The sequence below is a fragment of the Achromobacter marplatensis genome (assembly GCF_002209535.1).
In the GTDB taxonomy this organism is placed as follows: domain Bacteria; phylum Pseudomonadota; class Gammaproteobacteria; order Burkholderiales; family Burkholderiaceae_B; genus Achromobacter; species Achromobacter marplatensis.
The window spans coordinates 126,021-146,871 of record NZ_NJIG01000012.1 but is presented as its reverse complement, the minus strand read 5'-3'; the positions used below and the strand labels follow the sequence as shown (position 1 = coordinate 146,871).

The following is a 20,851-nucleotide window of genomic DNA, read 5'->3' as shown; positions in this document are numbered from 1 at the left end:
AGGCTGTGTGGAAACGCATGCGATGCAGGAATATGCCGAGTGCTCGGGCTCAAGAGCTTCATTGCACGTGCAGCGTCATCCAGTCATATATTGATCGGCCCCCTCGTGCTTTTCTCGTGCCTAGTCGTAGCTGGGAGGCTCATCAGCGTTTAAAAAGGCTCATGCCCCCACCGATCTCATTGCTTTCATCGTTCCCGCGATACCCAAAACGCGCATTAGCCGCTTGAGGTTATAGGCAAGCACATACAGGCTCATCTCGGTACTCACATGCGCCAACGTCCGGGTCAGGAAGTGTGTTGAACCCATCCAGTGTTTCAGCGTGCCGAATACGTGCTCGACGGTGCGGCGCCGCAACGTCATCGCGTCGGGCTTACGATCAAGACGTTCCTGAACTCGCTCCAACACATCTTCATGCTCCCATCGGCGGATACGTCGATAGCTGCTGGTCGTGCACTGTTGTTTGAGCGGGCATCGGGGGCAAGCGCTGGGCCAGTAAATGTGCAGATCAAGTCCCTTCTCCACCGTAGCGAATCTATGGATCGCGCGCTCGCCTGCCGGGCACTGATATTCGTCGTCCTGCGCGATATATATGAAGTCGGTCTTGTCGAATCTCCCCTCCGCCTTGGCGTTCGATGTCATTGGCTTGGGTACAAATACCGCTATTCCAGCATCCTCGCAGGCCTTGATCTCTGGGCCATTGAAGTAGCCCCGATCCGCGAATGCTTGCAAGTTCTGGTGCCCCATTTCTTCACCGGCAGCACTCGCCATCTTGCTTAGCTGCGCACGATCGTTGCCTATGTTCGTCACCTCGTGCGCAACAATCATGTGGTGCTCTGCGTCAACAGCAGTCTGGACGTTGTAGCCGACCAGGCCTGACCCCGTGGCTTGGGACATCATTGAGCGCGCGTCGGGATCTGTGAGGGATATCTGTCCGTCGGGCAGGCTCTTTAACTGCTCCTTCATCCCGTCGAGTTGCTGCATCTGTTCGCGCAACTTTCGTATTTTCTCCCGTAGCCGATCGGTCTTGGCCTCGGCTTCCGCTGGCTGGGTGCGGTCGGCGGTCGCCAGTGCATCAAGGTAACGCTGAATGCTCTGTTCGATCTGTTCCTGGCGCCGGTCGATTTTGCCTGGAGTCACGTTGCGGTCGCGACTGTTGACTGCTTTAAACTTGATGCCGTCGATGGCAACCATGGCTTGCGAGAAGATCTTCAATTGCCTGCACATGGCGATAAAGCGTTTGCAGACATTGCGTATGCCGACGCCGTTGTTGCGGCGGAAGTCGGCGATAGTCTTGAAGTGTGGAGCCAGCCGGCCAATCAGCCACATCAACTCAATATTGCGTTGGGCTTCCCGCTCCAAACGACGACTGGACTGGATACGGTTAAGGTACCCGTAGATATAGAGCTTCAGCAGAACGGCGGGGTGATAGGCGGGCCGACCCGTAGCAGCAGGATCGACGCCACTAAAACCGAGCGACAGGAGATCAATCTCATCGACGAAGACATCGACAATCCGTATCGGATTGTCCTCGTCGATGTAGTCGTCCAGGCATTCTGGCAATAATGTGACCTGGGTTCGGACTTCGCCTTCGATGAATCGCTTCATCGCCATCTCGCTCAAACGGGTTGGCCAATTTTAATTAGTGAGAGCCGTGAAGAGTTTTCACACAGCCTCGGTCGGGAGCGAACGGCCGGTAAGGTCTGCGACCGACCAGAAGCGGTCTTCATCTGACATGCATGCACCCAGACTTTCTTTACCCTAGCCTTATTGCCAATACAGCCAGCGTCACCAGAAGCACCGGCAGCGTCAGCACAATGCCAACTTTGAAGTAATAGCCCCACGAGATCACGGTGCCTTTGCGTTCCAGCACATGCAGCCAAAGCAAAGTCGCCAGGCTCCCGATCGGGGTGATCTTCGGCCCCAGATCGCTCCCGATCACATTGGCGTAGACCATCGCTTCCCTGACAACGCCACTGGCCTGGCTGGCATCAATCGACAAGGCGCCTACCAGCACGGTCGGCATGTTATTCATGATGGACGACAGGAATGCCGCCACCAGGCCCGTACCGATCGTGGCAGTCCAGATCCCCTGCTCCGCGAACCCGCTCAGCAGATCAGCCAGATATTGGGTCAGCCCGGCGTTGCGCAGGCCGTAAACGACCAGGTACATCCCCAACGAGAAGATAACGATCTGCCACGGGGCTTCGCGTATGACCTTGCGGGTGCTAATGATATGGCCACGGCCCGCAACCAGCAGAAGGATTGCCGCGCCGGCGGCCGCCACGGCGCTAACTGGCACGCCCAGTGGCTCCAGGCCGAAAAAACCGATCAGCAGTAACACCAGCACGACCCAGCCGGCGCGAAAGGTACCCGCGTCGCGGATGGCAGCCACGGGCTGCTTGAGCTGGCCAGCGTCGTACCGCGCGGGAATGCTTTTGCGAAAATACAGCATCAGCACCGCCAAGGTCGCTGCCACCGCAACGAAATTGACAGGCACCATCACCGCGGCATAACGGTTGAAGCCGATGTCGAAGAAGTCGGCGGAAACGATATTCACCAGATTGGACACAATCAACGGCAAGCTGGCGGTATCCGCGATGAAGCCTGCCGCCATCACGAAGGCCAAGGTGGCGGCGGGGCTGAAGCCCAGCGCCAGCAACATGGCCATGACGATGGGAGTCAGGATCAGCGCGGCGCCGTCGTTCGCAAAGAGCGCAGCGACCGCCGCGCCCAGCAAGACGATCAGCGCGAACAACGCCCGGCCGCTACCTTTGCCCCATCGTGCCACATGCAACGCAGCCCATTCAAAAAAGCCCGCCTCGTCCAGCAACAGGCTGATGATGATGACGGCAATAAAGGTGGCGGTGGCGTTCCAGACAATATTCCACACCACCGGGATGTCGCCGATGTGCACCACGCCGGCGATAAGCGCAACGACCGCGCCCAAACTGGCGCTCCACCCGATCCCCAGGCCACGGGGCTGCCAGATCACGAGCACGAGCGTTAGAACAAAAATTGCTATTGCAGCAAACATTGGGCGAACTCTTTTTATTTGTGGATTGAAGGTTGAAGCGATAAAGGGTCAATACGTGGGTAACTACGCAAGGCTTGGCGCGGCGTCATGATGGTGGCTGGCCAATTGCCGCAGGCGCTCGATGCCGACGGGTTCGGTCTTCAGCAATGGCACGACGGCGTATCGCTTCGCGTGTTGCTTGGCGATGCCGTCCATTTCGCGCAGTTCATTGAAGGCGCGTTGGCGTAGCAAGGCCGATGTCGGCCCCGCCGCGGCGATGCTGCTATTGACCAGCCAGGCCCAGGGCTCGATGCCGGCGCGGCGCAGGTCTTCCTGAAGATTGGCGGCTTCCAGCACGGGCGTGGTCTCCGCCAGGGTGACCAGCAACACCTTGGTCTGCGTGGGGTCCTGCAATTGCATCATCGGCGTGGTGTAGTGGACATTGCTGCCCGACATCTGGCGGGCGATGTCCCGGTGATAGGCGCCGGTTGCATCCAGCAGCAGCAAGGTGTGGCCGGTGGGCGCGGTATCCATGATGACGAACTTGGTGCCGGCCTCGCGCACGATGCGGGAAAACGCGCCGAACACGGCAATTTCCTCGGTGCATGGCGAACGCAAATCCTCTTCCAGCAAGGCCTTGCCGTGCGCGTCCAGCTTGGCGCCTTTGGTCGCCAATACGTGCTGCTGGTAGCGCTCGGTTTCGACTCGCGGGTCAATGCGGCTGACCGTCAGATTGGGTAGCGTGCCTTCCAGCGTGCGTGCCAGATGCGCCGCGGGATCCGACGTGGTCAGGTGCACCGCCAGGCCGCGTTCCGCAAGGTTGACCGCGATCGCCGCGGCCAGCGTGGTTTTGCCCACGCCGCCCTTGCCCATCACCATGACCAGGCCGTGCCCGTCGGCGGCAATGCCATCAACCAGCGATGCCAGATCAGGGGCTTCGATCTTGGGAACGTCAACACGGTTCGGCTCGTCGGCATCAAGCGCGGCGTCGGTGAGCAGGTGGCGCAAGGCTTCCAGCCCAACGACGTTGAAGGCTTTCAAGGTGACCTGGTCCTTGGGCAAGGCCACAAGCGGTGCGGGCATGGCTTCGATGGCTGCCTGCTCTCGGGCATAGACGGCCGCGGCCAGATCGTCATGCTGGACGGCCGCGGCAGGCAGGACACCATTAATGACCAGGTGCTGCTGCAACAGCCCGATGCCCGCCAACTCCAGGCTGGTCCGCGCGGCCTCTTCCAGCGTGGCCCGCTGCGCGCGCGCGACCAGCACCAGGCGCGTGCGTTGCGGGTCCGCCAACGCCGCGACCGCTTCGCGGTACTGGGAACGTTGCTTTTCCAGGCCGGCCAGCGGCCCCAGGCATGACGCATCGCCTTGGCCAGCGTCCAGAAAGCTGCTCCAGGCTCCCGGCAACTGCAGCAGGCGGATGGTATGCCCGGTGGGCGCCGTGTCGAAAATGACGTGATCGAAGTCCGACGTCAGGCTTGAGTCCGTCAGCAAAGAGGTGAACTCGTCAAACGCCGCAATCTCCGTGGTGCAGGCGCCCGACAAGGATTCTTCAATGCCCCGCACCACATCGTCGGGCAAGACGCCGCGCACCGGGTTCACGATTCGGTCCCGGTACTGTTGGGCCGCGCCTTGCGGGTCAATTTCCAGCGCCGACAGGTTGCGCACGGCGGCAATCGCGGTGATGTGGTTGCCGATGTCAACGCCGAATACCTGGCCCACGTTCGATGCGGGATCGGTGCTGACCAACAGCACTCGCCTGCCCTGCTCCGCCAGCAAGACGGCCGCCGCGCAAGCCAGCGAGGTCTTGCCGACCCCGCCTTTGCCGGTAAAGAAGAAAAACCGGGGAGCTGCATTTAGAAAGTTCATGGCCGTCCCCTTAGCAGGTGCGATTGCCGCCGCAACAACCCGACTGCGGTTTGGCGTCGGCGGGGGCTTCGATACCTGTCCATCGCACGAGTTCCTCGCGCGTGGGGTATCTGCCGGCCAACGCAATCTCGTTATCAACCAAGGTCAAAGGAAGCGCTTCGGCGCCTGAACGCGTCAGAAACGCGCTGACCACCGCGTTCTGCGCGAACTCCAGCGGTTGTTGGGCCAGGTTCACCCGCTCGATGTTTGCGCCTTGCCGCTTCGCCCAATCGATATCGGCCGCGCTCGTTACCAAGGCCTGATCCACGTCCACGCCACACACGCCTGTGCTGCAGCACAGGGCCGGGTCAAATATCTGTATGGTTTTCATTTTGACGCTCCAAGAATTTTCGAAATGTCCGTCAAAAAAAATGGCCCATGGACAGGCGGCATGAGCATTAGCCCGGCATTACTCGGCCGGCTTGCTTTCACCAATCTGCTTCAACTCGCGATGGATCGCTGCCTTATCCAGGGCCGCGATGGGCAGGTTGGCAAAAATATTGATGCGGGCGGAGATCTGCCGAAAGATTTTTTCGAAGACGCGGCGCTTCACTTCATCGGTGCCCTCGGCGGCGGCGGGATCTTCGAAGCCCCAATGGGCAGAGATCGGCTGGCCTGGCCAGACCGGGCAGACTTCGCCGGCGGCGTTGTCGCACACGGTGATGATGAAATCCATCTGGGGTGCGTCCGGCGGGGCGAATTCGTCCCAGCTTTTGCTGCGCAGTTGGTCCGTCGGGTAGTTCAGCACTTGAATCCGCTCGATCGCGAACGGATTCACGGTGCCACCCGGATAGCTGCCCGCGCTGTACGCATGGAAGCGGCCCTTCCCCAGCGTATTGAGCAAGGCTTCCGCCATGATGCTGCGCGCCGAATTGCCGGTGCACAAAAATAGAACGTTATAGACTTTCTCGGTCATGATGCGGACTCTTCAAGAGAGGTTGTTCACGCGCCGCGCGCGAGCGGCTGCAGGTGGGTCACAAGCGGTGACGCTTGTCGGGGCACAAGGTTGGCCGCCGCAGCAGTTATCAGTCAGGTAGGCCAACAGTTCCGCCATCGACTCGAATCGAGCTTCATAGATGACAAACCTTCCTTCCTGCCGCGACGTCAACAAGCCGGCATGCACCAGCTCTTTCAAGTGAAAAGAAAGCGATGAGGGGGGGATGCCCGTCTTTTCGGACAGTTGGCCGGCAGGCAGACCTTCCGGCCCCGCCTGGACCAGCAGGCGGTAGACGGCAAGGCGCGATTCATGCCCGATCGCGGCGAGGGCTTTGACAGCATCTTTCATTTCCATTGTTCGACTGTAGTGGAATAGTAGAAAGCTGTAAACCCTAATGTAGGGTCGCGGGTGATGGCTAGCCGAAGCGGCCGGTGATGTAGTCGGAAGTCTGTTCACGCTTCGGTTTGGTGAACAGGTCGTCGGTCCGGCCCATCTCGACCAGTTCGCCGGCGCACATGAACCCGGTGTAGTCAGAGCAACGCGCAGCCTGTTGCATGTTGTGCGTCACGATCAGGACGGTGTAGTCCTTCTTCAGCTCGGCAATCAGCTGTTCGATCTTTGCGGTGGAGATCGGGTCCAGTGCGGAAGTCGGTTCATCCAGCAGCAACACGTCGGGGCTCAGGGCAATTGCGCGGGCGATGCATAGCCGCTGTTGCTGGCCGCCCGACAGCCCCAGCGCGTTCTGCTCCAGCTTGTCCTTGACCTCGTCCCAGAGCGCGGCGTTGCGCAAGGCCGCTTCCACCCTGACGTCCATCTCGGCCTTGGGCAAGCGGTCGTAGTGCCGGATTGCGTAGGCGACGTTGTCATAGATCGACATCGGAAACGGGACCGGTTTCTGGAACACCATCCCCACCTTGCTACGCAAGCGGTTGATCGAATACTCGGGGTCCAGAATGTTTTGGTTGTCGAGCAAGACCTCGCCGCGCGCTTCCAACCCTGGATAAATCGCGTAGATACGATTGAAGATACGCAAAAGGGTCGACTTGCCGCAACCGGACGGGCCGATCAGCGCGGTAACGCGATTGGAAGCCAGTTCGATATTGACGTTGTTCAGCGCCTGGACACCCTTGTAATAGAAGCACAGGTCGCGAGTCACCACTTTAGGCTGCGTCGCGGTGGCCGGATTGTCCAGGGAGGCGCTGCGGGCCGCAATGGCCCCGGCCGCCGAGGAGTTCAATACCGATGACGGGAAAGCAAATTCAGTCATGATTCACCTTGTTGCGTGACAAGATAGCGCGGGATAGCAGGCTCAGGAGGAGCACGAACATCGTGACGACGAAGGCACCAGCCCAGGCCAACGCATGCCAGCTTTCGTAGGGGCTCATTGCATATTGGAAAATGACGGCGGGCACGCTGGCCATCGGCGCGCTCAGGTCCGCGTTCCAGTATTGGTTGTTCAACGCCGTGAAAAGCAAGGGCGCGGTTTCACCACTGATGCGCGCCAGGGCCAACAGCACGCCGGTTGTGATGCCCGGCAACGCCGCCCGGAACAAGACCTGAACCGTCACTTTCCATTGGGGCACCCCCAATGCCAGCGCAGCCTCGCGCATTTGGCTGGGCACCAGTTGCAGCATTTCGTCGGTGGTACGGACCACAACCGGCAGAACGATGAATGCCAACGCGATGGCGCCCGCCCAGCCGGAGAAATGCCCCGTTTGCCGGACGACCAGTTCGTAGACGAACAGGCCCAACACGATGGAAGGCGCAGAAAGCAGGATGTCGTTCACGAAGCGGATCACCGCGCCGATCCGATGGCGGTTCACGTATTCCGCCAGGTACGTTCCGGCGGCAATCCCGATGGGGGTTCCGAGCAGAATTGCGACCACACTCATCAACAGGCTGCCAAACAAGGCGTTTGCCAAGCCCCCATCGGCGCCAGGCGGCGGCGTCATCTTGAAGATCAGGTCCCACTTGAGCGCGGCGAAGCCCTTGGTTGCCGTGGTCCACAGGATCCAGATCAACCAAAACAGCCCAAACAGGGTCGCAGCCATCGACAGCGCTACCGACACCAGATTTCGCGCGGTACGCATGCGTTGCAGACGCAGGCCTTGCGGGGTCATAGCCTTCCCTCCTGACGGTTGAGGCGGTTGAGCATCAGTTTGGCAATGGCCAGCACAACGAAAGTCACGACAAACAGCAGGAAGCCCAGGGCGATCAACGACGACAGGTAAATGTCCGAGTCGGCTTCGGTGAACTCGTTAGCGATGGTGGCCGCAATGGAATTGCCCGGCTCCAGCAACGAGGGCGTCAGCCGGTGCGCGTTACCCAATACAAAGGTCACCGCCATGGTTTCGCCCAACGCCCTGCCCAGCCCCAGGAATACGCCGCCGATCACCGCCGAGCGCGTGTGTGGCAAGACGATGTTCCAGACGACTTCCCAGGTGGTGGAACCCAGGGCGTAGGCGGACTCTTTCAATGGGCGAGGCACCGTCAGGAACACTTCCCGCATGACGGATGTGATGAACGGCACCACCATGATGGCCAGCACGATGCCGGCCGTCAGCATGCCCATGCCCAGGGGTGGACCGGAAAAAAGCACGCCGATGAAGGGCAGCGTGCCGATGTGTTCGTCAAGCCACGGATTGACGTATTCAGCCATCACCGGCACGAAGACGAAGAGGCCCCACATGCCGTAGATGATGGACGGGATGCCCGCCAGCAGTTCGATCGCCGACGCTACCGGCTGGCGCAGCCACTTGGGCGCGACTTCAGTCAGGTAATACGCAATACCGAAGCTGACCGGTACCGCGATCAGCATCGCAATGAACGCCGTCACCAAGGTTCCGTAGATCGGCACCAACGCGCCAAACTTGTGATTGACCGCATCCCAATCACTGGACCAGAGAAATTCGAACCCAAAGGTGCTGAAGGCGAGCCTGCCTCCCCACAGCATGGATAGCGCGGCCCCGCTCAGCGACACCAATACAAAAATGCCGGCTACGGCAACAATGCGGCGAAAGACCTTGTCCGAAGACGCATCGCGGCGCGATCGCGACTCTTCGGCCTGGAAATCCAGCGCGGGGTTAAGACCCGGATTATTCGACATTTACGTCAACCTGTAAGAACGCAGCCAATTGGCCGTCGGTCTCGCCCGGCGGCGCCGATCCTGCAGGCGCCGCCGGGCGAGACCGACTCCCTGGGATCAACGCTTGATCTGCGCGGCCCAGTAGCCTTCGATCTGGGCAACCAGTTCCTTGGGCAGCGGCACGTAGTCCAATGCCTCGGCTTCGTGCTGGCCGTTTTCCAGGGCCCACTTGAAGAAGTCCAGCGTGGCGGCCGTACGCGCTGCGTCCTTGGGCTGCTTGTACATCATGACAAACACCGTTGCCGCGATGGGCCAGGCGTCGTCACCCGGCGCGTTGGTGATCACCAGATGGAAATCCTGCGAGTTCTTCCAGTCGGCGTGCGCGGCAGCGGATTGGAACGTCTTGTCGCTGGGCACGACAAACTTGCCGTCCGAGTTCTTGACGGCCGCGTAAGACATCTTGTTTTGCAGCGCGTACGCGAGTTCAACGTAACCGATCGAATTCTTGATCTGCTTCACGTACGCGGCGACGCCTTCGTTGCCCTTGCCGCCCACACCAACGGGCCACCGCACGGACGTGCCCTCACCCACCTTGGTCTGCCATTCCGGGCTGATCTTGGACAGGTAGTTGACCCAATTGAAGGTCGTGCCCGAGCCGTCCGAACGATGCACCACCGTGATCTTCGCGTCGGGCAGCTTCACGCCAGGGTTCAGGTCGGCGATTGCCTTGTCATTCCATTTTTCGATCTTGCCCAGATAGATATCAGCGAGCAAGGGACCGGTGAAGCGCAGCTTGCCCGGCTCGATGCCGGCGATGTTTACGACGGGAACCACGCCGCCGATAACCACCGGGAACTGGCCCAAGCCCGCCTCAGCGAGTTCCTTGGGGGGCAAGGGCTTGTCAGACGCGCCGAAGTCGACCGTACCAGCCTTGATCTGCGCGATACCGCCGCCCGAACCGATCGATTGGTAGTTGATCTTGTTGCCCGTCTTGGTGTTGTAAGTGTCGGACCACTTCGACAGGATCGGGTACACGAACGTCGATCCGGCGCCGGTGATATCCGCGGCCTGAGCTGAAACCATGCCGAGTGCGAAGGAAATGCCCAATCCGGCAGCGTATCTTTTGGCCTGTGCAAACATGCTTATTCTCCACTTGAGGGTGCATTGAGGAAGTCCGTTTGACTCCCTGGTCACAACACATCTGTCTGTCGTGATTTATGGAAATAATGAATCAAATTCATTAACGGTTTATGACAGTCTCCAATTCCTGCCTGTCCTGTCCCGACGTGCCAATGACAAGCTCGGCGTCGTCAGGCAAGCAGCCGCACGCATGTGTCGCGCAGCAGTCTTCCAGGATGAATTCAAGTAGCCCGTAGATGCCTCCGAGCCGCGCACGATAGCGAACGCCCTCGCCTGTTCTACTGCCGACGATCAAGCCTGCTCTCGCAAGCCCGGCCAAGTGTTGCGACACCGTGCTGCGCGGCCCGCCGACGACGGCAGCTATCTGCGCCGCATCCATTCCGCGCGGCTCCTGACGTATCAACATCCGGAAAATGGCCAAGCGCGTCGAGTGGCTCAGCGCAGTGAACACCGAGACAGCTTCCGCTGCATTCGCTGCCGAGGCGATTGGAGAGGAGAGCGCTGAGACCATGGCTTGCGGGCGCCCTGAGGGCCAATCGAGGGTTTCCATATAAAGTCCATATGTCTTGATTTATCGACATATTGTGCTTGTCATATGACGATTCGATGACAGTCTAAATTTATCTTCTCAACACTTCAATTATTGTTGTAGTATTGACGAATGAATAAAACCTCGGCCGTAAGCGTTTTTGAATCTCTTGCCTCCGGCGTTCGCCTGGACATCTTTCGTCTTCTCGTGCGCGCCGCCCCAGTCGGCTGCGTCGCGGGGCAGATCGCGGCGGAATTGAACCTGCCGCCCACTAACCTGTCGTTTCATCTAAAGGCACTGACGCAATCAGGTCTACTCACCGTCGAGCAAGAGGGGCGGTACATGCGCTACCGCGCGAATATCGATTTGATGAACGAGTTGGTGAGCTATCTCACCGCGGAATGCTGCAGCGGCATTCCAGCGCCCACTTCCCCTGAAAATCTGAGGGACGCCTGATGTCTGAGATCGCTCCTGACCGCCATGCGGATGTGGTCATTATTGGGGGTGGCCAGAGTGCCCTCGCCGTTGCCTACTTCCTCAGGCGTACCGCTTTGAAGGTAATTCTTCTGGACGCTGGCGTGGGTCCGGGCGGTGCATGGCGGCATGGATGGGAATCGTTGCACCTGTTCTCACCCGCACAGTGGAGCTCCCTGCCCGGCTGGCCTATGCCCCCGACACAAGGTTACCCGGCGCGAGATCAGGTTATTGAATACCTCGCGCGCTATGAACAACGGTACGGCTTCACGGTGGAGCGGCCTGTAGCAGTTGCGTCCATCAGCAAGCGGGAGTCAGGATTTTTCGTCGAAACTGACAAGGGCGCTTGGCATGCCAAGGCCGTGATCAGCGCCACAGGCACCTGGAGCGCTCCATTCATCCCTCCGTACGACGACCGGGACATCTTTCGTGGCGAACAGGTCCACTCCGCGCACTACCAATCGCCAGCCCCCTACGCGGGCAAGCGCGTGTTGGTCGTTGGCGGCGGTAATTCCGGAGCACAGATCCTTGCAGAACTTTCCGAGGTCGCCCAAACCACGTGGGTGACGTCCACCGAACCGCTGTTCCTGCCGGATGACGTTGATGGACGGGTTCTATTTGAACGCGCTACCGCGCGTTGGCAGGCGATGCAGTCGGGCGAGCAACCCGAAGACCTTCCAGGCGGATTTGGTGATGTGGTCATGGTCCCACCCGTGCGCAAGGCGCGTGAGCGCGGAGTACTGCAATCGGTTCGCCCATTCTCGCGCTTTACGCGCGATGGCGTCGTGTGGGCCGACGGTTCTTCTTCAGTGGTCGACGCTGTCGTGTGGTGCACCGGATTCCGGCCTGCATTGGCACATCTTGCCGCACTAGGCATCATCGACCCCGATGGCAAAGTTCGAGTTTCTGGCACGCAGGTTGCCGATGTTCCAGGCCTGTGGCTCGTCGGTTATGGCGAATGGACGGGTTTTGCGTCCGCTACCCTCATTGGCGTCATGCGAACCGCCAAATCCACTGCGGCCGAAGTGGCCGCTTTTGTTGAAAACGCATTTTCCCTCACCTCCTGATCACACATATGAGCACCGTTACCATCTACCACAATCCCCAATGCGGAACCTCCCGGAACACGCTAGCGCTGATACGCAACGCGGGGATCGAACCGCAAGTTATCGAATATCTACAAACGCCGCCGGATCGCGCCACCCTCGTTGATCTGATCGCCCAAGCAGGTTTGACCGTTCGTGACGCTATTCGCCAGAAGGGGACGCCGTATCTCGAGCTTGGGCTGGACGACGCATCCTTAAGCGATGATGCGTTGATCGACGCCATGCTGGCGCATCCCATTCTGATCAACCGCCCGTTTGTCGTGACTCCTTCGGGTGTTCGCCTGTGCCGGCCTTCCGAGGAGGTATTGGACATCCTCGAGGCTCCCCAGCGCGGCCCGTTCACCAAAGAAGATGGCGAAGTGGTCATCGACGACAGCGGAAAGCGCGTGCGCTAAACCATGCCAAGTCCTTCGACAGCCGCGGACACTGTGCATCCATCCGACAAGGCGCACGGATTGGTCACAGCATTGGGGATAGGACAGATCTGTTCCTGGGGATCGCTCTACTATAGCTTTCCGTTGATTGCCGAGGCGATGGGCAAAGAGCTTGGCTGGAGCAAACCCGACCTATACGGCGCTGCCACGCTCGGGCTGATCCTCGCCGCGCTGGCCGCATATCCGGTGGGTGTTGCGGTTGATCGTGGACACGGTCGTTGGGTAATGGGCCTTTCCTCACTGCTCGCGGGAGGGTTGCTGTTGCTTTGGTCTCAAGTGACGTCCCTGCCGGCTTTCTACGTCCTTGTCGCAGCCCTGGGCGCGTTGCAAGCAGCCACGCTTTACGAGCCGGCCTTCGCCGTGATCGCGCGCCGCGTGGGTCCGGGTCATTCACGGGCGGGCATTACCGCTCTGACGCTATGGGGTGGCTTTGCCAGTACTGTCTTTATCCCGCTGGTGCAATGGCTGTTGAATCAATGGGGCTGGCGTGAAGCATTGATCGCACTAGCTGCGGTCAACGCAATCATCTGCACCGGCGCCTACCTGCTCTTTATTCAGCCTGCCCGAGATGCCAGGCCGACCGACAACGTCAATCCAGGTGAACAGCGCGAAAGAAATCGCGTAGCTGTTCAGGAAGCGCTGCGTCGGCCTGTTTTCTGGGCGCTGCTGTTGTCGCTGACAGCATACGCGGCCATGTTCTCTGCCTTTACGTTCCATATGTACCCCTTGCTGCGCGAGCGAGGCATCGACACCGCTTCGGTTGTTCAAGCCATCGCTTTGATCGGCCCCGCCCAAGTGGCGGGCCGAATCGTCGTGAGCATTTTCGCGGCACGCGCCTCCATGCGAATGGTGGGTACAGCGGTGGTGACGGTCTTCCCGCTCGCCTTTGGCGCCCTCGCCTACTTGCACACGGACTTCATTGTCGTCGCGGCAATCTGCGTGGTTTACGGCGGAGCCAACGGCATATTCACGATCGTTCGTGGCATGGTTGTGCCTGAAATGTTGAGCCGACATGCCTACGGAGCCATCAACGGGCTCCTGACCGTGCCGATGACATTTGCGCGCGCCGCCGCCCCGGTGGGCGCCGCGGCCCTTTGGGCCATTGGTTCCTCCTACGACGGAGTGCTTGTCTCAATCTTGGTGGTGGCGTTATTACTGGCCGCAAGCTTCTGGCTGGCAGCGTGGCTCAGCCGCCCAAAACTACAATTTTTGCCCGAGTGAGTGTATTGCAATGACGACGTATTCTTCACCCTCTGACCTCGATCTTCCGAGCCTGGATGACTCTTTGCTGGACGTCCCCACGCACGACAAGCTGTCGCTGACGGCCGGCGCGACGCATCCGCCCCGCATACTGCTGCTGTACGGTTCCCTGCGTGAACGCTCGTACAGTCGGTTGCTCACTGAAGAGGCGGCGCGAATTTTGACGCGGCTCGGCGCCGAGACCCGGATTTTCGATCCGAGCGGCTTGCCTTTGCCCGATAGTGTTCCCGCGGACCATCCAAAAGTGGCTGAATTGCGTGCACTATCCCTGTGGTCCGAGGGGCAGGTATGGTGCAGCCCCGAGCGGCACGGCACGCTTACGGGTGTGTTCAAGAGTCAGATCGACTGGTTGCCGCTGGAGACGGGTAGTGTGCGGCCGACACAGGGCCGCACGCTTGCGGTTATGCAGGTTTCGGGCGGGTCCCAATCCTTCAACGCGGTAAACGCCTTGCGCGTGCTGGGCCGCTGGATGCGCATGGTAACCATCCCGAACCAGTCCTCAGTCGCCAAGGCGTTTCAGGAGTTTGACGAAGCCGGCCGCATGAAGCCTTCGCCCTACTACGACCGGGTGGTGGATGTCATGGAAGAACTCTATAAATTCACACTGCTGGTGCGGGACCGAAGTGACTATCTCACGGACCGATATAGCGAGCGCAAGGGCATGGCCGCGGAGATCGCACGCCTGGCTCGTGAAGCGATGACGCATGAGACGGAGACCCAATAAGGTTTACGCCCTCCTCTCCTTATCTTCATCAACTTGACGAACGGATTTTATTTCCATATACCTGGACATACGGAATAGCTTCCGTTCTTTTCAAGAAATGCGGGTGGGATCGGACCGGTTATCCTGCCTATCGACGTTCCGATCAGCCTGAGGGACGCTGGCGAATCACGTTGCCTGGCCTCATGGGTGAAGATGATGTTTACGCGCATTCTGGTGGATTTCGACCTCGCACACCTGAGTCGGCCATCGTTGGTGGCGCTCTTGGACTTGGCACAAGCCAACCATGCTGCATTGACGTTCCTCGCAGTGCGCCCAAAGCTGGATGAGCTTTTGAGCGAATCCGAGGAGTCATTCCTCGCTGATGTGCATAAGCAGATTGGGACCGAGTGGGCTACGCTCTTGTCCGCAGCTCGAGAACGCGAATTGCAGCCGCGTCTTCATATCCTTGCGGGCGATTCTATTGAGTCTCTTTTGGCATTCGGGCGTGAGATGGACGCCGACCTAATCGTCGCAGGCAAGTCGCACTGCGGCGGCCTCAAGAACGCCATTCTGGGAGTCCCGTGCAAAGAGCTTTTAGGGCGCGCAGATGTGGCCATCCTGATCCTTCCTTAAAACCTCCTCGTCGACGTGGACCGTTTTCATCGGCAGCGGGGTCGCAGATTGAACCTCCGCCTGCGCCCCTCCGATGACAATTGCAGATTAGGTGCAGCACTTTGCTTCAGCGCTTGCACGACGAACTTGCGTGTTGCACACACCGGTCTCAGGAAGCACAAGCTCCACTCGTTTTGCAGCTTCCAAGTCGCCGGCTAGTGCGGCCACAACAGATCGGACCTGTTCATAGCCTGTCAGCATTAGAAACGTAGGCGCACGCCCATAGCTTTTCATTCCAACGACGAACACCCCCTCGTCGGGATGTCCCAGTTCCGAGGCGCCATGGGGCCGAACTGTCCCGCAACTATGCACATTCGGGTCGATCATTGGAGCCAAGCGGATAGGGCTTTGCGTTGCAGGATCTAGTTCGAGCCTAAGCTCCGCCATCAAGCGAAGGTCGGGACGAAATCCCGTTGCGACGACAATCTCGTCGACGGGGGCAAGCGCCTTGACGCCACTGTGAACCGTCAAGCCCTCGTCGGAATCGCTCACGCGGTCAACGTCGACGCCGGTGAAAAGCACTATCCTTCCCTCGTCCAGAAGCTGTTTGACTGTCGTTCCCAACCTGCCGCGCTCCTCAAGCTGGTCATTTTCTCCGCCTCCGAAAAGCCGATCGGTTGAAGCCCCGCGGATCGCCCAATAAACCCGTGTACCAGGTTCGATGCTGGCCAGTTCCACCAGGTCCTGAAGCGCATTGAAGGCGGAATGGCCCCCGCCAATCACCAACACTCGACGATTGGCGTATCGCTGCCGGGCGTCTCCCAGAATGTCGGGAATGCCATAGGCGATCTGGGCCGCGAACCGCTCTTCTCCCAAGGCCGGGATGCCGTGCGCGCCCATCCAGTTTGGTGTGTTGTAGGTACCAGAGGCATCGATAACGGCCCGCGCCAGGACATCCCGCTCGCCGTGGGGTCCGCTGACTCTCAGCAGGAAAGGTGCGACAGCCCGATCATGGCTCCTCATGACATCGTGCCCGACGCGGCTGACAGCCAACACCCGGTGATGGGTTCTCAGGCAGCGATTGATCAACTGCACTTCCGACAAGGGCTGCAAATACTGCGTCAGCAATTCGTGTCCGGTGGGATAAGCGTCACTGGGCGGGGCAACCCACCCCGACTGCGCGAGCAACTCGCCAGCTTTCTTATCGATGTTGTAGCCCCACGGAGAGAACATCCGTACATGTCTCCACCGGCTCAAACTTGCCCCAGCCTGGTCTCCTGCTTCAAATACGACGAAGGGTATGCCTCTGTCCAGCAGATGAGCGGCGGCGCTCAGCCCGACGGGGCCGGCTCCGATGATTGCGACGGGGTGGTCATTGATGCGCATTCCAGGTACCTCTCTTCATGGGGTTGGGACACGGCCGAAGCCGTATTTAATTGGTACTAGCAACTATTTGCTTAAAAAAAAGCCGCAATTTCTACGGCTTGGACTCTACGGCTCAAACTCCACGGCACACGTCGAGGCGACGCCACAACGTGCTTGTGCGGCGCGCGTCAACTGCCGCAGCAGATCAAGCGATGCCTCCAGGACCTCGGGCTTCATGTGTTCGATCATGGCAAATTCTTCGGCAACCAGATCCGCCCGAATGGTCTGATACAGCTTGCGCCCCGCCGCGGTCGGCTCAAGCTGCACCGCCCGGCGGTCGGCGGCATCTTCGATCCTTGTGACGTAGCCCTTGCGTTCCAGCGAATCAACAATTCGGCTGGCCGTGCTCTTGTCCAGGAACATCACCTGCGCAAGCGCCTGCAACCGCAGCGGCCCTTGCTTGACCAGGGTTTCCAAGGCATAGCACTGCGCCACGGACACGTCATAGCAACAAATGCGATCGCGATCGCGGAACTGATGGACCCTGATCAGCTGGTTCACCGCTTCATAGAGCGCTTCGGCGTCCCGACTGGCCAGACGTGTTCTTGTTGAATTCATTCTTGGTGGCCAAATTAGTTGTTGATACCAACGTTATTCGCTTCGGCGCTTCAGGTCAATACCGTAGCGCTTCATTTTTTGCCATAGGTTCTTCCTGGATATGCTCAAGACGTCGGCCGTTTCTTGAATGCGGCCGCCGTGCCGGCGCAACACCTCTTCGATGTACAGCCGCTCACAGACCTGTTGGTAGGCGTTGAGCGTGGCCTCTTCCCCAACTTGCGGCTCATCGTGAAAATGGTCGCCGTCCGGACCTTCAGGAAAGATGTCCCCCGGCAACAAGACGCTGGACTGACTGACCAGACAGGCGCGTTCGATCCGGTTATGCAATTCGCGGATATTGCCCGGCCAGGGGTACGCCTGCATCTTGGCCAGCGACAACGGGTGCAGGGTTTTTGCAGGCTCTCCCAGGCGCTCGGCGATGCTGGTGGCAAACCGTTTGGCCAGCCAGAGGATGTCTTCAGGCCGATCGCGCAGCGGCTTCACCTCAAGGGTGACGGTGTTGATCCGGTAGTAAAGGTCTTCCCTGAACAACTTGGCGCTGACCATCTCGGCCAGGTTTCGGTTGGTGGCGCAGACCAGGTCGAACTTGGTGTGGGTGTCGTGCTCGGCACCCAGTCGGCGGACACGCTTTTCCTGTATCGCCCGCAACAGCGCGCCTTGCAGCGCCGGCGATAGCTTTCCGACTTCATCCAGGAACAGCGTGCCGCCGTCAGCTTGTTCGAAGTAACCCTTGCGCAGCTTGTCCGCACCGGTATAAGCCCCCTTTTCATAGCCGAAGAATTCCGCTTCGGCGATGGTGGAGGCAATGGCGCCGCAGTTCACGGCTACGAACGGCCGCGCGGTAAGGTCCGGCCCCGCCTGGCTGTGGATCAGTCGTGCCAATACCTCTTTGCCAACCCCTGACTCTCCAACCAACAGGACGGCCGACGCACGGCCCGCCAGCCGGGGCACCATGCGGCGTAGATTCTGGGCCGCCTGCGACACCCCTAGTTCCGTATCGCTTTCCGGCGAGGCCTGCGCCGGGACAACATCGCGCACGGTCTGGATCAGCGTCGCGATGTCAAAAGGCTTGGTCACGTAGTCCTTGACGCCGAGCTTCAGCAAATCCACGGCCCTTTCCACCGTGGCATAGGCCGTCATCAGGATGAACGGTGGCAACGTACCGCCCTGCGCCACCAACTGTAGATAAAGTTCGTCGCCATCCAAGTCTGGCAGGCGGACATCGCTGATCACCACGCCATAGGCATTGGCGTGGATGGCATCCCTTGCCTCATACGCCTTGGAAAACCAGTCGGCACGGATTCCCTCCAGACGAAACCTTTCCACAATGGATTCGCCCATGATGGCGTCGTCTTCGATCAAACAGACATATGGCTGTATCACGGCGTCAGCTCCAAGTTCGTTTTTTCAATGGGTGCGCCGCAAGGCAGTGTGATGGTGAAGGCGGTATAGCCTTCTTCGCTTATCACTTCGATCGTGCCTTGCAATTGCGTGACGATTTGGTAAGTCACCCACAGGCCCAGTCCGCGGGAGCGGCCCTCTGCCCGCCCCGCTCCCCGGGCATCTACCCGGTAAGGCTCAAACAAATGGGGCAGCACATCGTGTGGAATGTGCTGCCCGGAATTTGCTATTTCTACTGAAAGGCGGTCGGCGGTTCCGGTCACGGTGCAGCTGACGCTCCCGCCGCGCTCCACGGCGTTCTTTGCGTTGATGAGCAGGTTCAAGACCATCTGGCGCACCAGATGCGCGGGCAGCGGCAATTCGTCCCGGGTGGTGACGTCCCACAGCAGCGTGGCGTTCTTCTCTGACAATTCGGGCTCGATCAAGAGGCGCAGGTCCTGCCAATCCGTTGTGTGCATGAAGGACGAATCCAGGCGTGCTTCCACCAGCAAGGCGCCGACGGTACGTCGAATCTGCATCAAGCCCCGTCGCGTCAGGCCGACTGTTCTTTGGGTTAATTCATCGTAGGAACCGTGCTTTTCCAAGGTATCCAACGCGTTGAGCATGCCGCCAAGCGGGTTATTGATCTCGTGCGCGACCCCGGCAGCCACTCGGCCTACCGCTGCCAGCCGTTCGGCGGCAATGATTTCCTGTTCAAGCGCTTCCTGTCGTTCCAGTTGCGTCAGCATGGATGCAAAGCTGCGCCCCAACACCGCGATTTCGTCGCTTCCTTCCTTGCGCAAGGAAAGTCCGATGTTGGCCGCCGGTTCGCGCCCGACACGCTGAGTCGCCTGGGCCAAAGACAGCAGCGGCCGTGCGATGCGGTTTCCCCATAACCAGCCCAGCGCCAGTAGCAACAGCAGCCCGGGAATGCTGACCAGCAGCACCTGGCTGACCAGGTCGTACAGGCGCTGGCGCCAGATGCTAGCGTCGTAAGACGCCAGCACGTATCCAGCCAATCCCGCATCTTCCGACACAACTGCGGCGCCGGCGACTGCCAACGTGGCGTCCAGGCTATCGGGGGTATTGAATACAAAGGTGCGCGGATCGTCACGCAGGGTTTGCGCCGCAGCAGCCAGCTCGGCGGGCAAACCGGCGCCGGGCGTCAGCACCGGATAGCGATGCGGATCGGATGACGCATACACATGCAAGCCGGGGTCCAGCACAATGATCGACCGCAAGCCTGGGGCGCCATCTCCTGCCGTGAGCGGTATGCGCAACGCCTCGTAGACCCGCCACAGATCGTCACGCATCAAGGGTTCGCGCACCGACAAGGATAAAACCTGCGTTAACGCCATCGCGCTTTGCCGCGTGTCTCGCAGCATGCCGACGTAAGCGGTTCGCATCAGCGTCGCGGTAACCACCAGTTCCGTTACCACGATCGCGGCGGCCAAGGCCAACGGCACCTTGTAGCGATAGCTGATTCTGGACCAGGGGTTCCAACGGGCCGACTTCATGCAGAATCTCGTGCCGGGTTTTCGCCCGCTGACGTGCGCACCAACCCACGGATGCCGTCGTACAGGCTATCGGGCCCCTCAACAAACCGATCGAGGAATAGGCGCTTGAGTATCAAGCGGCCATCCGAACGCGCGTGCATCTGGAGCAAAGCATCGCGCAGCGCAAGCGCGGTGTCGTCGGCAACATGCTCGCCGACCACGACGGGCGGAAACCCATATTCCGGGGATCGCCATGCGACGCGGGTGCCGGCGGCGCGCGCGCCATGTTGCGACGCAATGCTGTCCCAGACGTATCCATCGACCGCCCCGCCGCTGGCCAGCCCCGCCGCGACCGCCTCCACAACTTTGCTGTGCGCAAAGGTGAAGAAAGCCTTGCTGAAAAACCGTAGCGGGTCCTGATGCTCGGCAAGCAGTTCCGTCCGAGGCACCAGAAAGCCGGAATTAGAAAGTGGGTCGCTGTAGGCGAAGACCCGTTCGCGCAAGTCTGCAATTCCTGCCGTGCTTCGGTCCTCCTTGGGCACGATCAGGTACGACCGGTACTGCGGTTTGCCTTGGTACTGCGGCACCACCAGCAGCTTGAGCTTGTCGGCGTTCAAGACGTAAGGGTAGCCACAGATCCATGCCGCGTCGATCTGGCCGCGCAACAGCAGGTCCACGATTTCCCCGTAGCTGCGTCGTTGGACGAACTGAATGTCCTGCTTAAGCGCTGCTTGAAGATCGGCCCGCCAGATATCCAGCAGTTGGAGCTGGTCGTCCAGGAACACCGCGGT

General features: G+C 59.9%; 22 protein-coding genes. 6 read left to right on the top strand and 16 right to left on the bottom strand.

Translation table 11 applies throughout. The features are described 5' to 3' along the window. Positions 1-159: 159 nt before the first annotated feature. The 11 genes from CEY09_RS24200 to CEY09_RS24150 form a co-directional block, all read right to left on the bottom strand. Complete coding sequence (locus CEY09_RS24200) at positions 160-1,605, bottom strand: IS1182 family transposase (RefSeq protein WP_088590574.1); 1,446 nt, start codon at positions 1,603-1,605, stop codon at positions 160-162. Positions 1,606-1,753: 148 nt separating this feature from the next. Continuing rightward, a complete protein-coding gene (locus tag CEY09_RS24195; protein WP_088590564.1) occupies positions 1,754-3,034 on the bottom strand; it encodes an arsenic transporter in 1,281 nt (426 codons plus the stop codon). A 63-nt stretch (positions 3,035-3,097) separates the two neighbouring features. Next, on the bottom strand, positions 3,098-4,882 hold the full coding sequence (gene arsA / locus CEY09_RS24190) for an arsenical pump-driving ATPase (protein WP_088590563.1): 1,785 nt from the start codon (positions 4,880-4,882) through the stop codon (positions 3,098-3,100). 10 nt (positions 4,883-4,892) lie between these two features. Further along, positions 4,893-5,252, bottom strand: coding sequence for an arsenite efflux transporter metallochaperone ArsD (arsD, locus tag CEY09_RS24185; protein WP_088590562.1), 360 nt, complete (start codon positions 5,250-5,252; stop codon positions 4,893-4,895). 78 nt (positions 5,253-5,330) lie between these two features. Next, positions 5,331-5,837: an arsenate reductase ArsC gene (locus tag CEY09_RS24180; protein ID WP_088590561.1), complete on the bottom strand. Its 507-nt coding sequence runs from the start codon at positions 5,835-5,837 to the stop codon at positions 5,331-5,333. Positions 5,838-5,849: 12 nt separating this feature from the next. Then, positions 5,850-6,212 (bottom strand): ArsR/SmtB family transcription factor, encoded by a 363-nt coding sequence (locus tag CEY09_RS24175; RefSeq protein ID WP_165867852.1) that lies wholly within the window; start codon positions 6,210-6,212, stop codon positions 5,850-5,852. Positions 6,213-6,273: 61 nt separating this feature from the next. Beyond that, on the bottom strand, positions 6,274-7,050 hold the full coding sequence (gene pstB / locus CEY09_RS24170) for a phosphate ABC transporter ATP-binding protein PstB (RefSeq protein WP_191295212.1): 777 nt from the start codon (positions 7,048-7,050) through the stop codon (positions 6,274-6,276). A 67-nt stretch (positions 7,051-7,117) separates the two neighbouring features. Then, positions 7,118-7,978 carry a phosphate ABC transporter permease PstA gene (pstA, locus tag CEY09_RS24165; RefSeq protein ID WP_088590559.1) on the bottom strand — a complete coding sequence of 287 codons (861 nt, stop codon included), beginning with the start codon at positions 7,976-7,978 and terminating at the stop codon, positions 7,118-7,120. Continuing rightward, positions 7,975-8,964 carry a phosphate ABC transporter permease subunit PstC gene (gene pstC / locus CEY09_RS24160; RefSeq protein WP_088590558.1) on the bottom strand — a complete coding sequence of 330 codons (990 nt, stop codon included), beginning with the start codon at positions 8,962-8,964 and terminating at the stop codon, positions 7,975-7,977. The genes pstA and pstC overlap by 4 nt, the downstream gene beginning before the upstream one ends. A 96-nt stretch (positions 8,965-9,060) precedes the next feature. Further along, the gene (gene pstS, locus CEY09_RS24155) at positions 9,061-10,083 is read right to left on the bottom strand and encodes a phosphate ABC transporter substrate-binding protein PstS (protein WP_088590557.1); all 1,023 of its coding nucleotides are present in this window, start codon (positions 10,081-10,083) and stop codon (positions 9,061-9,063) included. 100 nt (positions 10,084-10,183) lie between these two features. After that, positions 10,184-10,633 carry an ArsR/SmtB family transcription factor gene (locus CEY09_RS24150; protein ID WP_088590556.1) on the bottom strand — a complete coding sequence of 150 codons (450 nt, stop codon included), beginning with the start codon at positions 10,631-10,633 and terminating at the stop codon, positions 10,184-10,186. 111 nt (positions 10,634-10,744) lie between these two features. Here CEY09_RS24150 and CEY09_RS24145 point away from each other — a divergent pair, with 111 nt between their 5' ends. The 6 genes from CEY09_RS24145 (at position 10,745) to CEY09_RS24120 (ending at position 15,222) form a co-directional block, all read left to right on the top strand. Beyond that, positions 10,745-11,068 carry an ArsR/SmtB family transcription factor gene (locus CEY09_RS24145; protein ID WP_088590555.1) on the top strand — a complete coding sequence of 108 codons (324 nt, stop codon included), beginning with the start codon at positions 10,745-10,747 and terminating at the stop codon, positions 11,066-11,068. Beyond that, a complete protein-coding gene (locus CEY09_RS24140; RefSeq protein WP_088590554.1) occupies positions 11,068-12,153 on the top strand; it encodes an ArsO family NAD(P)H-dependent flavin-containing monooxygenase in 1,086 nt (361 codons plus the stop codon). Before CEY09_RS24145 ends, CEY09_RS24140 begins: the two co-directional genes overlap by 1 nt. A gap of 8 nt (positions 12,154-12,161) precedes the next feature. Continuing rightward, the gene (gene arsC / locus CEY09_RS24135; protein ID WP_088590553.1) at positions 12,162-12,587 is read left to right on the top strand and encodes an arsenate reductase (glutaredoxin); all 426 of its coding nucleotides are present in this window, start codon (positions 12,162-12,164) and stop codon (positions 12,585-12,587) included. 60 nt (positions 12,588-12,647) lie between these two features. Then, positions 12,648-13,847, top strand: a complete 1,200-nt coding sequence (locus tag CEY09_RS24130; protein ID WP_205736601.1) for an MFS transporter — start codon at positions 12,648-12,650, stop codon at positions 13,845-13,847. Positions 13,848-13,857: 10 nt separating this feature from the next. Further along, positions 13,858-14,610 carry an arsenical resistance protein ArsH gene (gene arsH / locus CEY09_RS24125; protein WP_088590551.1) on the top strand — a complete coding sequence of 251 codons (753 nt, stop codon included), beginning with the start codon at positions 13,858-13,860 and terminating at the stop codon, positions 14,608-14,610. Between the two features lie 192 nt (positions 14,611-14,802). Continuing rightward, positions 14,803-15,222, top strand: coding sequence for a universal stress protein (locus CEY09_RS24120; RefSeq protein ID WP_234818384.1), 420 nt, complete (start codon positions 14,803-14,805; stop codon positions 15,220-15,222). An 87-nt stretch (positions 15,223-15,309) separates the two neighbouring features. Here CEY09_RS24120 and CEY09_RS24115 read toward each other — a convergent pair whose 3' ends face one another. The 5 genes from CEY09_RS24115 to CEY09_RS24095 all read right to left on the bottom strand — a co-directional run bounded on the left by CEY09_RS24115 (position 15,310) and on the right by CEY09_RS24095 (position 20,845). Further along, on the bottom strand, positions 15,310-16,587 hold the full coding sequence (locus CEY09_RS24115; protein WP_088590550.1) for an FAD-dependent oxidoreductase: 1,278 nt from the start codon (positions 16,585-16,587) through the stop codon (positions 15,310-15,312). Positions 16,588-16,692: 105 nt separating this feature from the next. Continuing rightward, entirely contained in the window at positions 16,693-17,184 is a 492-nt protein-coding gene (locus tag CEY09_RS24110; protein ID WP_088590549.1) for a MarR family winged helix-turn-helix transcriptional regulator, read from the bottom strand. A gap of 33 nt (positions 17,185-17,217) precedes the next feature. Further along, positions 17,218-18,546 (bottom strand): sigma-54-dependent transcriptional regulator, encoded by a 1,329-nt coding sequence (locus tag CEY09_RS24105; protein ID WP_088590548.1) that lies wholly within the window; start codon positions 18,544-18,546, stop codon positions 17,218-17,220. Positions 18,547-18,563: 17 nt separating this feature from the next. After that, positions 18,564-20,081 carry a sensor histidine kinase gene (locus CEY09_RS24100; RefSeq protein ID WP_088590547.1) on the bottom strand — a complete coding sequence of 506 codons (1,518 nt, stop codon included), beginning with the start codon at positions 20,079-20,081 and terminating at the stop codon, positions 18,564-18,566. Continuing rightward, on the bottom strand, positions 20,078-20,845 hold the full coding sequence (locus CEY09_RS24095) for a substrate-binding domain-containing protein (RefSeq protein ID WP_234818383.1): 768 nt from the start codon (positions 20,843-20,845) through the stop codon (positions 20,078-20,080). Before CEY09_RS24095 ends, CEY09_RS24100 begins: the two co-directional genes overlap by 4 nt. Positions 20,846-20,851 lie beyond the last annotated feature (6 nt).

Coding starts and splice junctions, on each gene's coding strand:
- CEY09_RS24120 (WP_234818384.1), top strand. CDS start 14,803: ATGATGTTTACGCGCATTCTGGTGGATTTCGACCTCGCACACCTGAGT.
- arsH (WP_088590551.1), top strand. CDS start 13,858: ATGACGACGTATTCTTCACCCTCTGACCTCGATCTTCCGAGCCTGGAT.
- arsA (WP_088590563.1), bottom strand. CDS start 4,882: ATGAACTTTCTAAATGCAGCTCCCCGGTTTTTCTTCTTTACCGGCAAA.
- CEY09_RS24140 (WP_088590554.1), top strand. CDS start 11,068: ATGTCTGAGATCGCTCCTGACCGCCATGCGGATGTGGTCATTATTGGG.
- CEY09_RS24110 (WP_088590549.1), bottom strand. CDS start 17,184: ATGAATTCAACAAGAACACGTCTGGCCAGTCGGGACGCCGAAGCGCTC.
- CEY09_RS24100 (WP_088590547.1), bottom strand. CDS start 20,081: ATGAAGTCGGCCCGTTGGAACCCCTGGTCCAGAATCAGCTATCGCTAC.
- CEY09_RS24115 (WP_088590550.1), bottom strand. CDS start 16,587: ATGCGCATCAATGACCACCCCGTCGCAATCATCGGAGCCGGCCCCGTC.
- pstS (WP_088590557.1), bottom strand. CDS start 10,083: ATGTTTGCACAGGCCAAAAGATACGCTGCCGGATTGGGCATTTCCTTC.
- arsD (WP_088590562.1), bottom strand. CDS start 5,252: ATGAAAACCATACAGATATTTGACCCGGCCCTGTGCTGCAGCACAGGC.
- CEY09_RS24195 (WP_088590564.1), bottom strand. CDS start 3,034: ATGTTTGCTGCAATAGCAATTTTTGTTCTAACGCTCGTGCTCGTGATC.
- CEY09_RS24145 (WP_088590555.1), top strand. CDS start 10,745: ATGAATAAAACCTCGGCCGTAAGCGTTTTTGAATCTCTTGCCTCCGGC.
- CEY09_RS24175 (WP_165867852.1), bottom strand. CDS start 6,212: ATGGAAATGAAAGATGCTGTCAAAGCCCTCGCCGCGATCGGGCATGAA.
- pstA (WP_088590559.1), bottom strand. CDS start 7,978: ATGACCCCGCAAGGCCTGCGTCTGCAACGCATGCGTACCGCGCGAAAT.
- pstC (WP_088590558.1), bottom strand. CDS start 8,964: ATGTCGAATAATCCGGGTCTTAACCCCGCGCTGGATTTCCAGGCCGAA.
- CEY09_RS24200 (WP_088590574.1), bottom strand. CDS start 1,605: ATGAAGCGATTCATCGAAGGCGAAGTCCGAACCCAGGTCACATTATTG.
- arsC (WP_088590553.1), top strand. CDS start 12,162: ATGAGCACCGTTACCATCTACCACAATCCCCAATGCGGAACCTCCCGG.
- CEY09_RS24180 (WP_088590561.1), bottom strand. CDS start 5,837: ATGACCGAGAAAGTCTATAACGTTCTATTTTTGTGCACCGGCAATTCG.
- CEY09_RS24150 (WP_088590556.1), bottom strand. CDS start 10,633: ATGGAAACCCTCGATTGGCCCTCAGGGCGCCCGCAAGCCATGGTCTCA.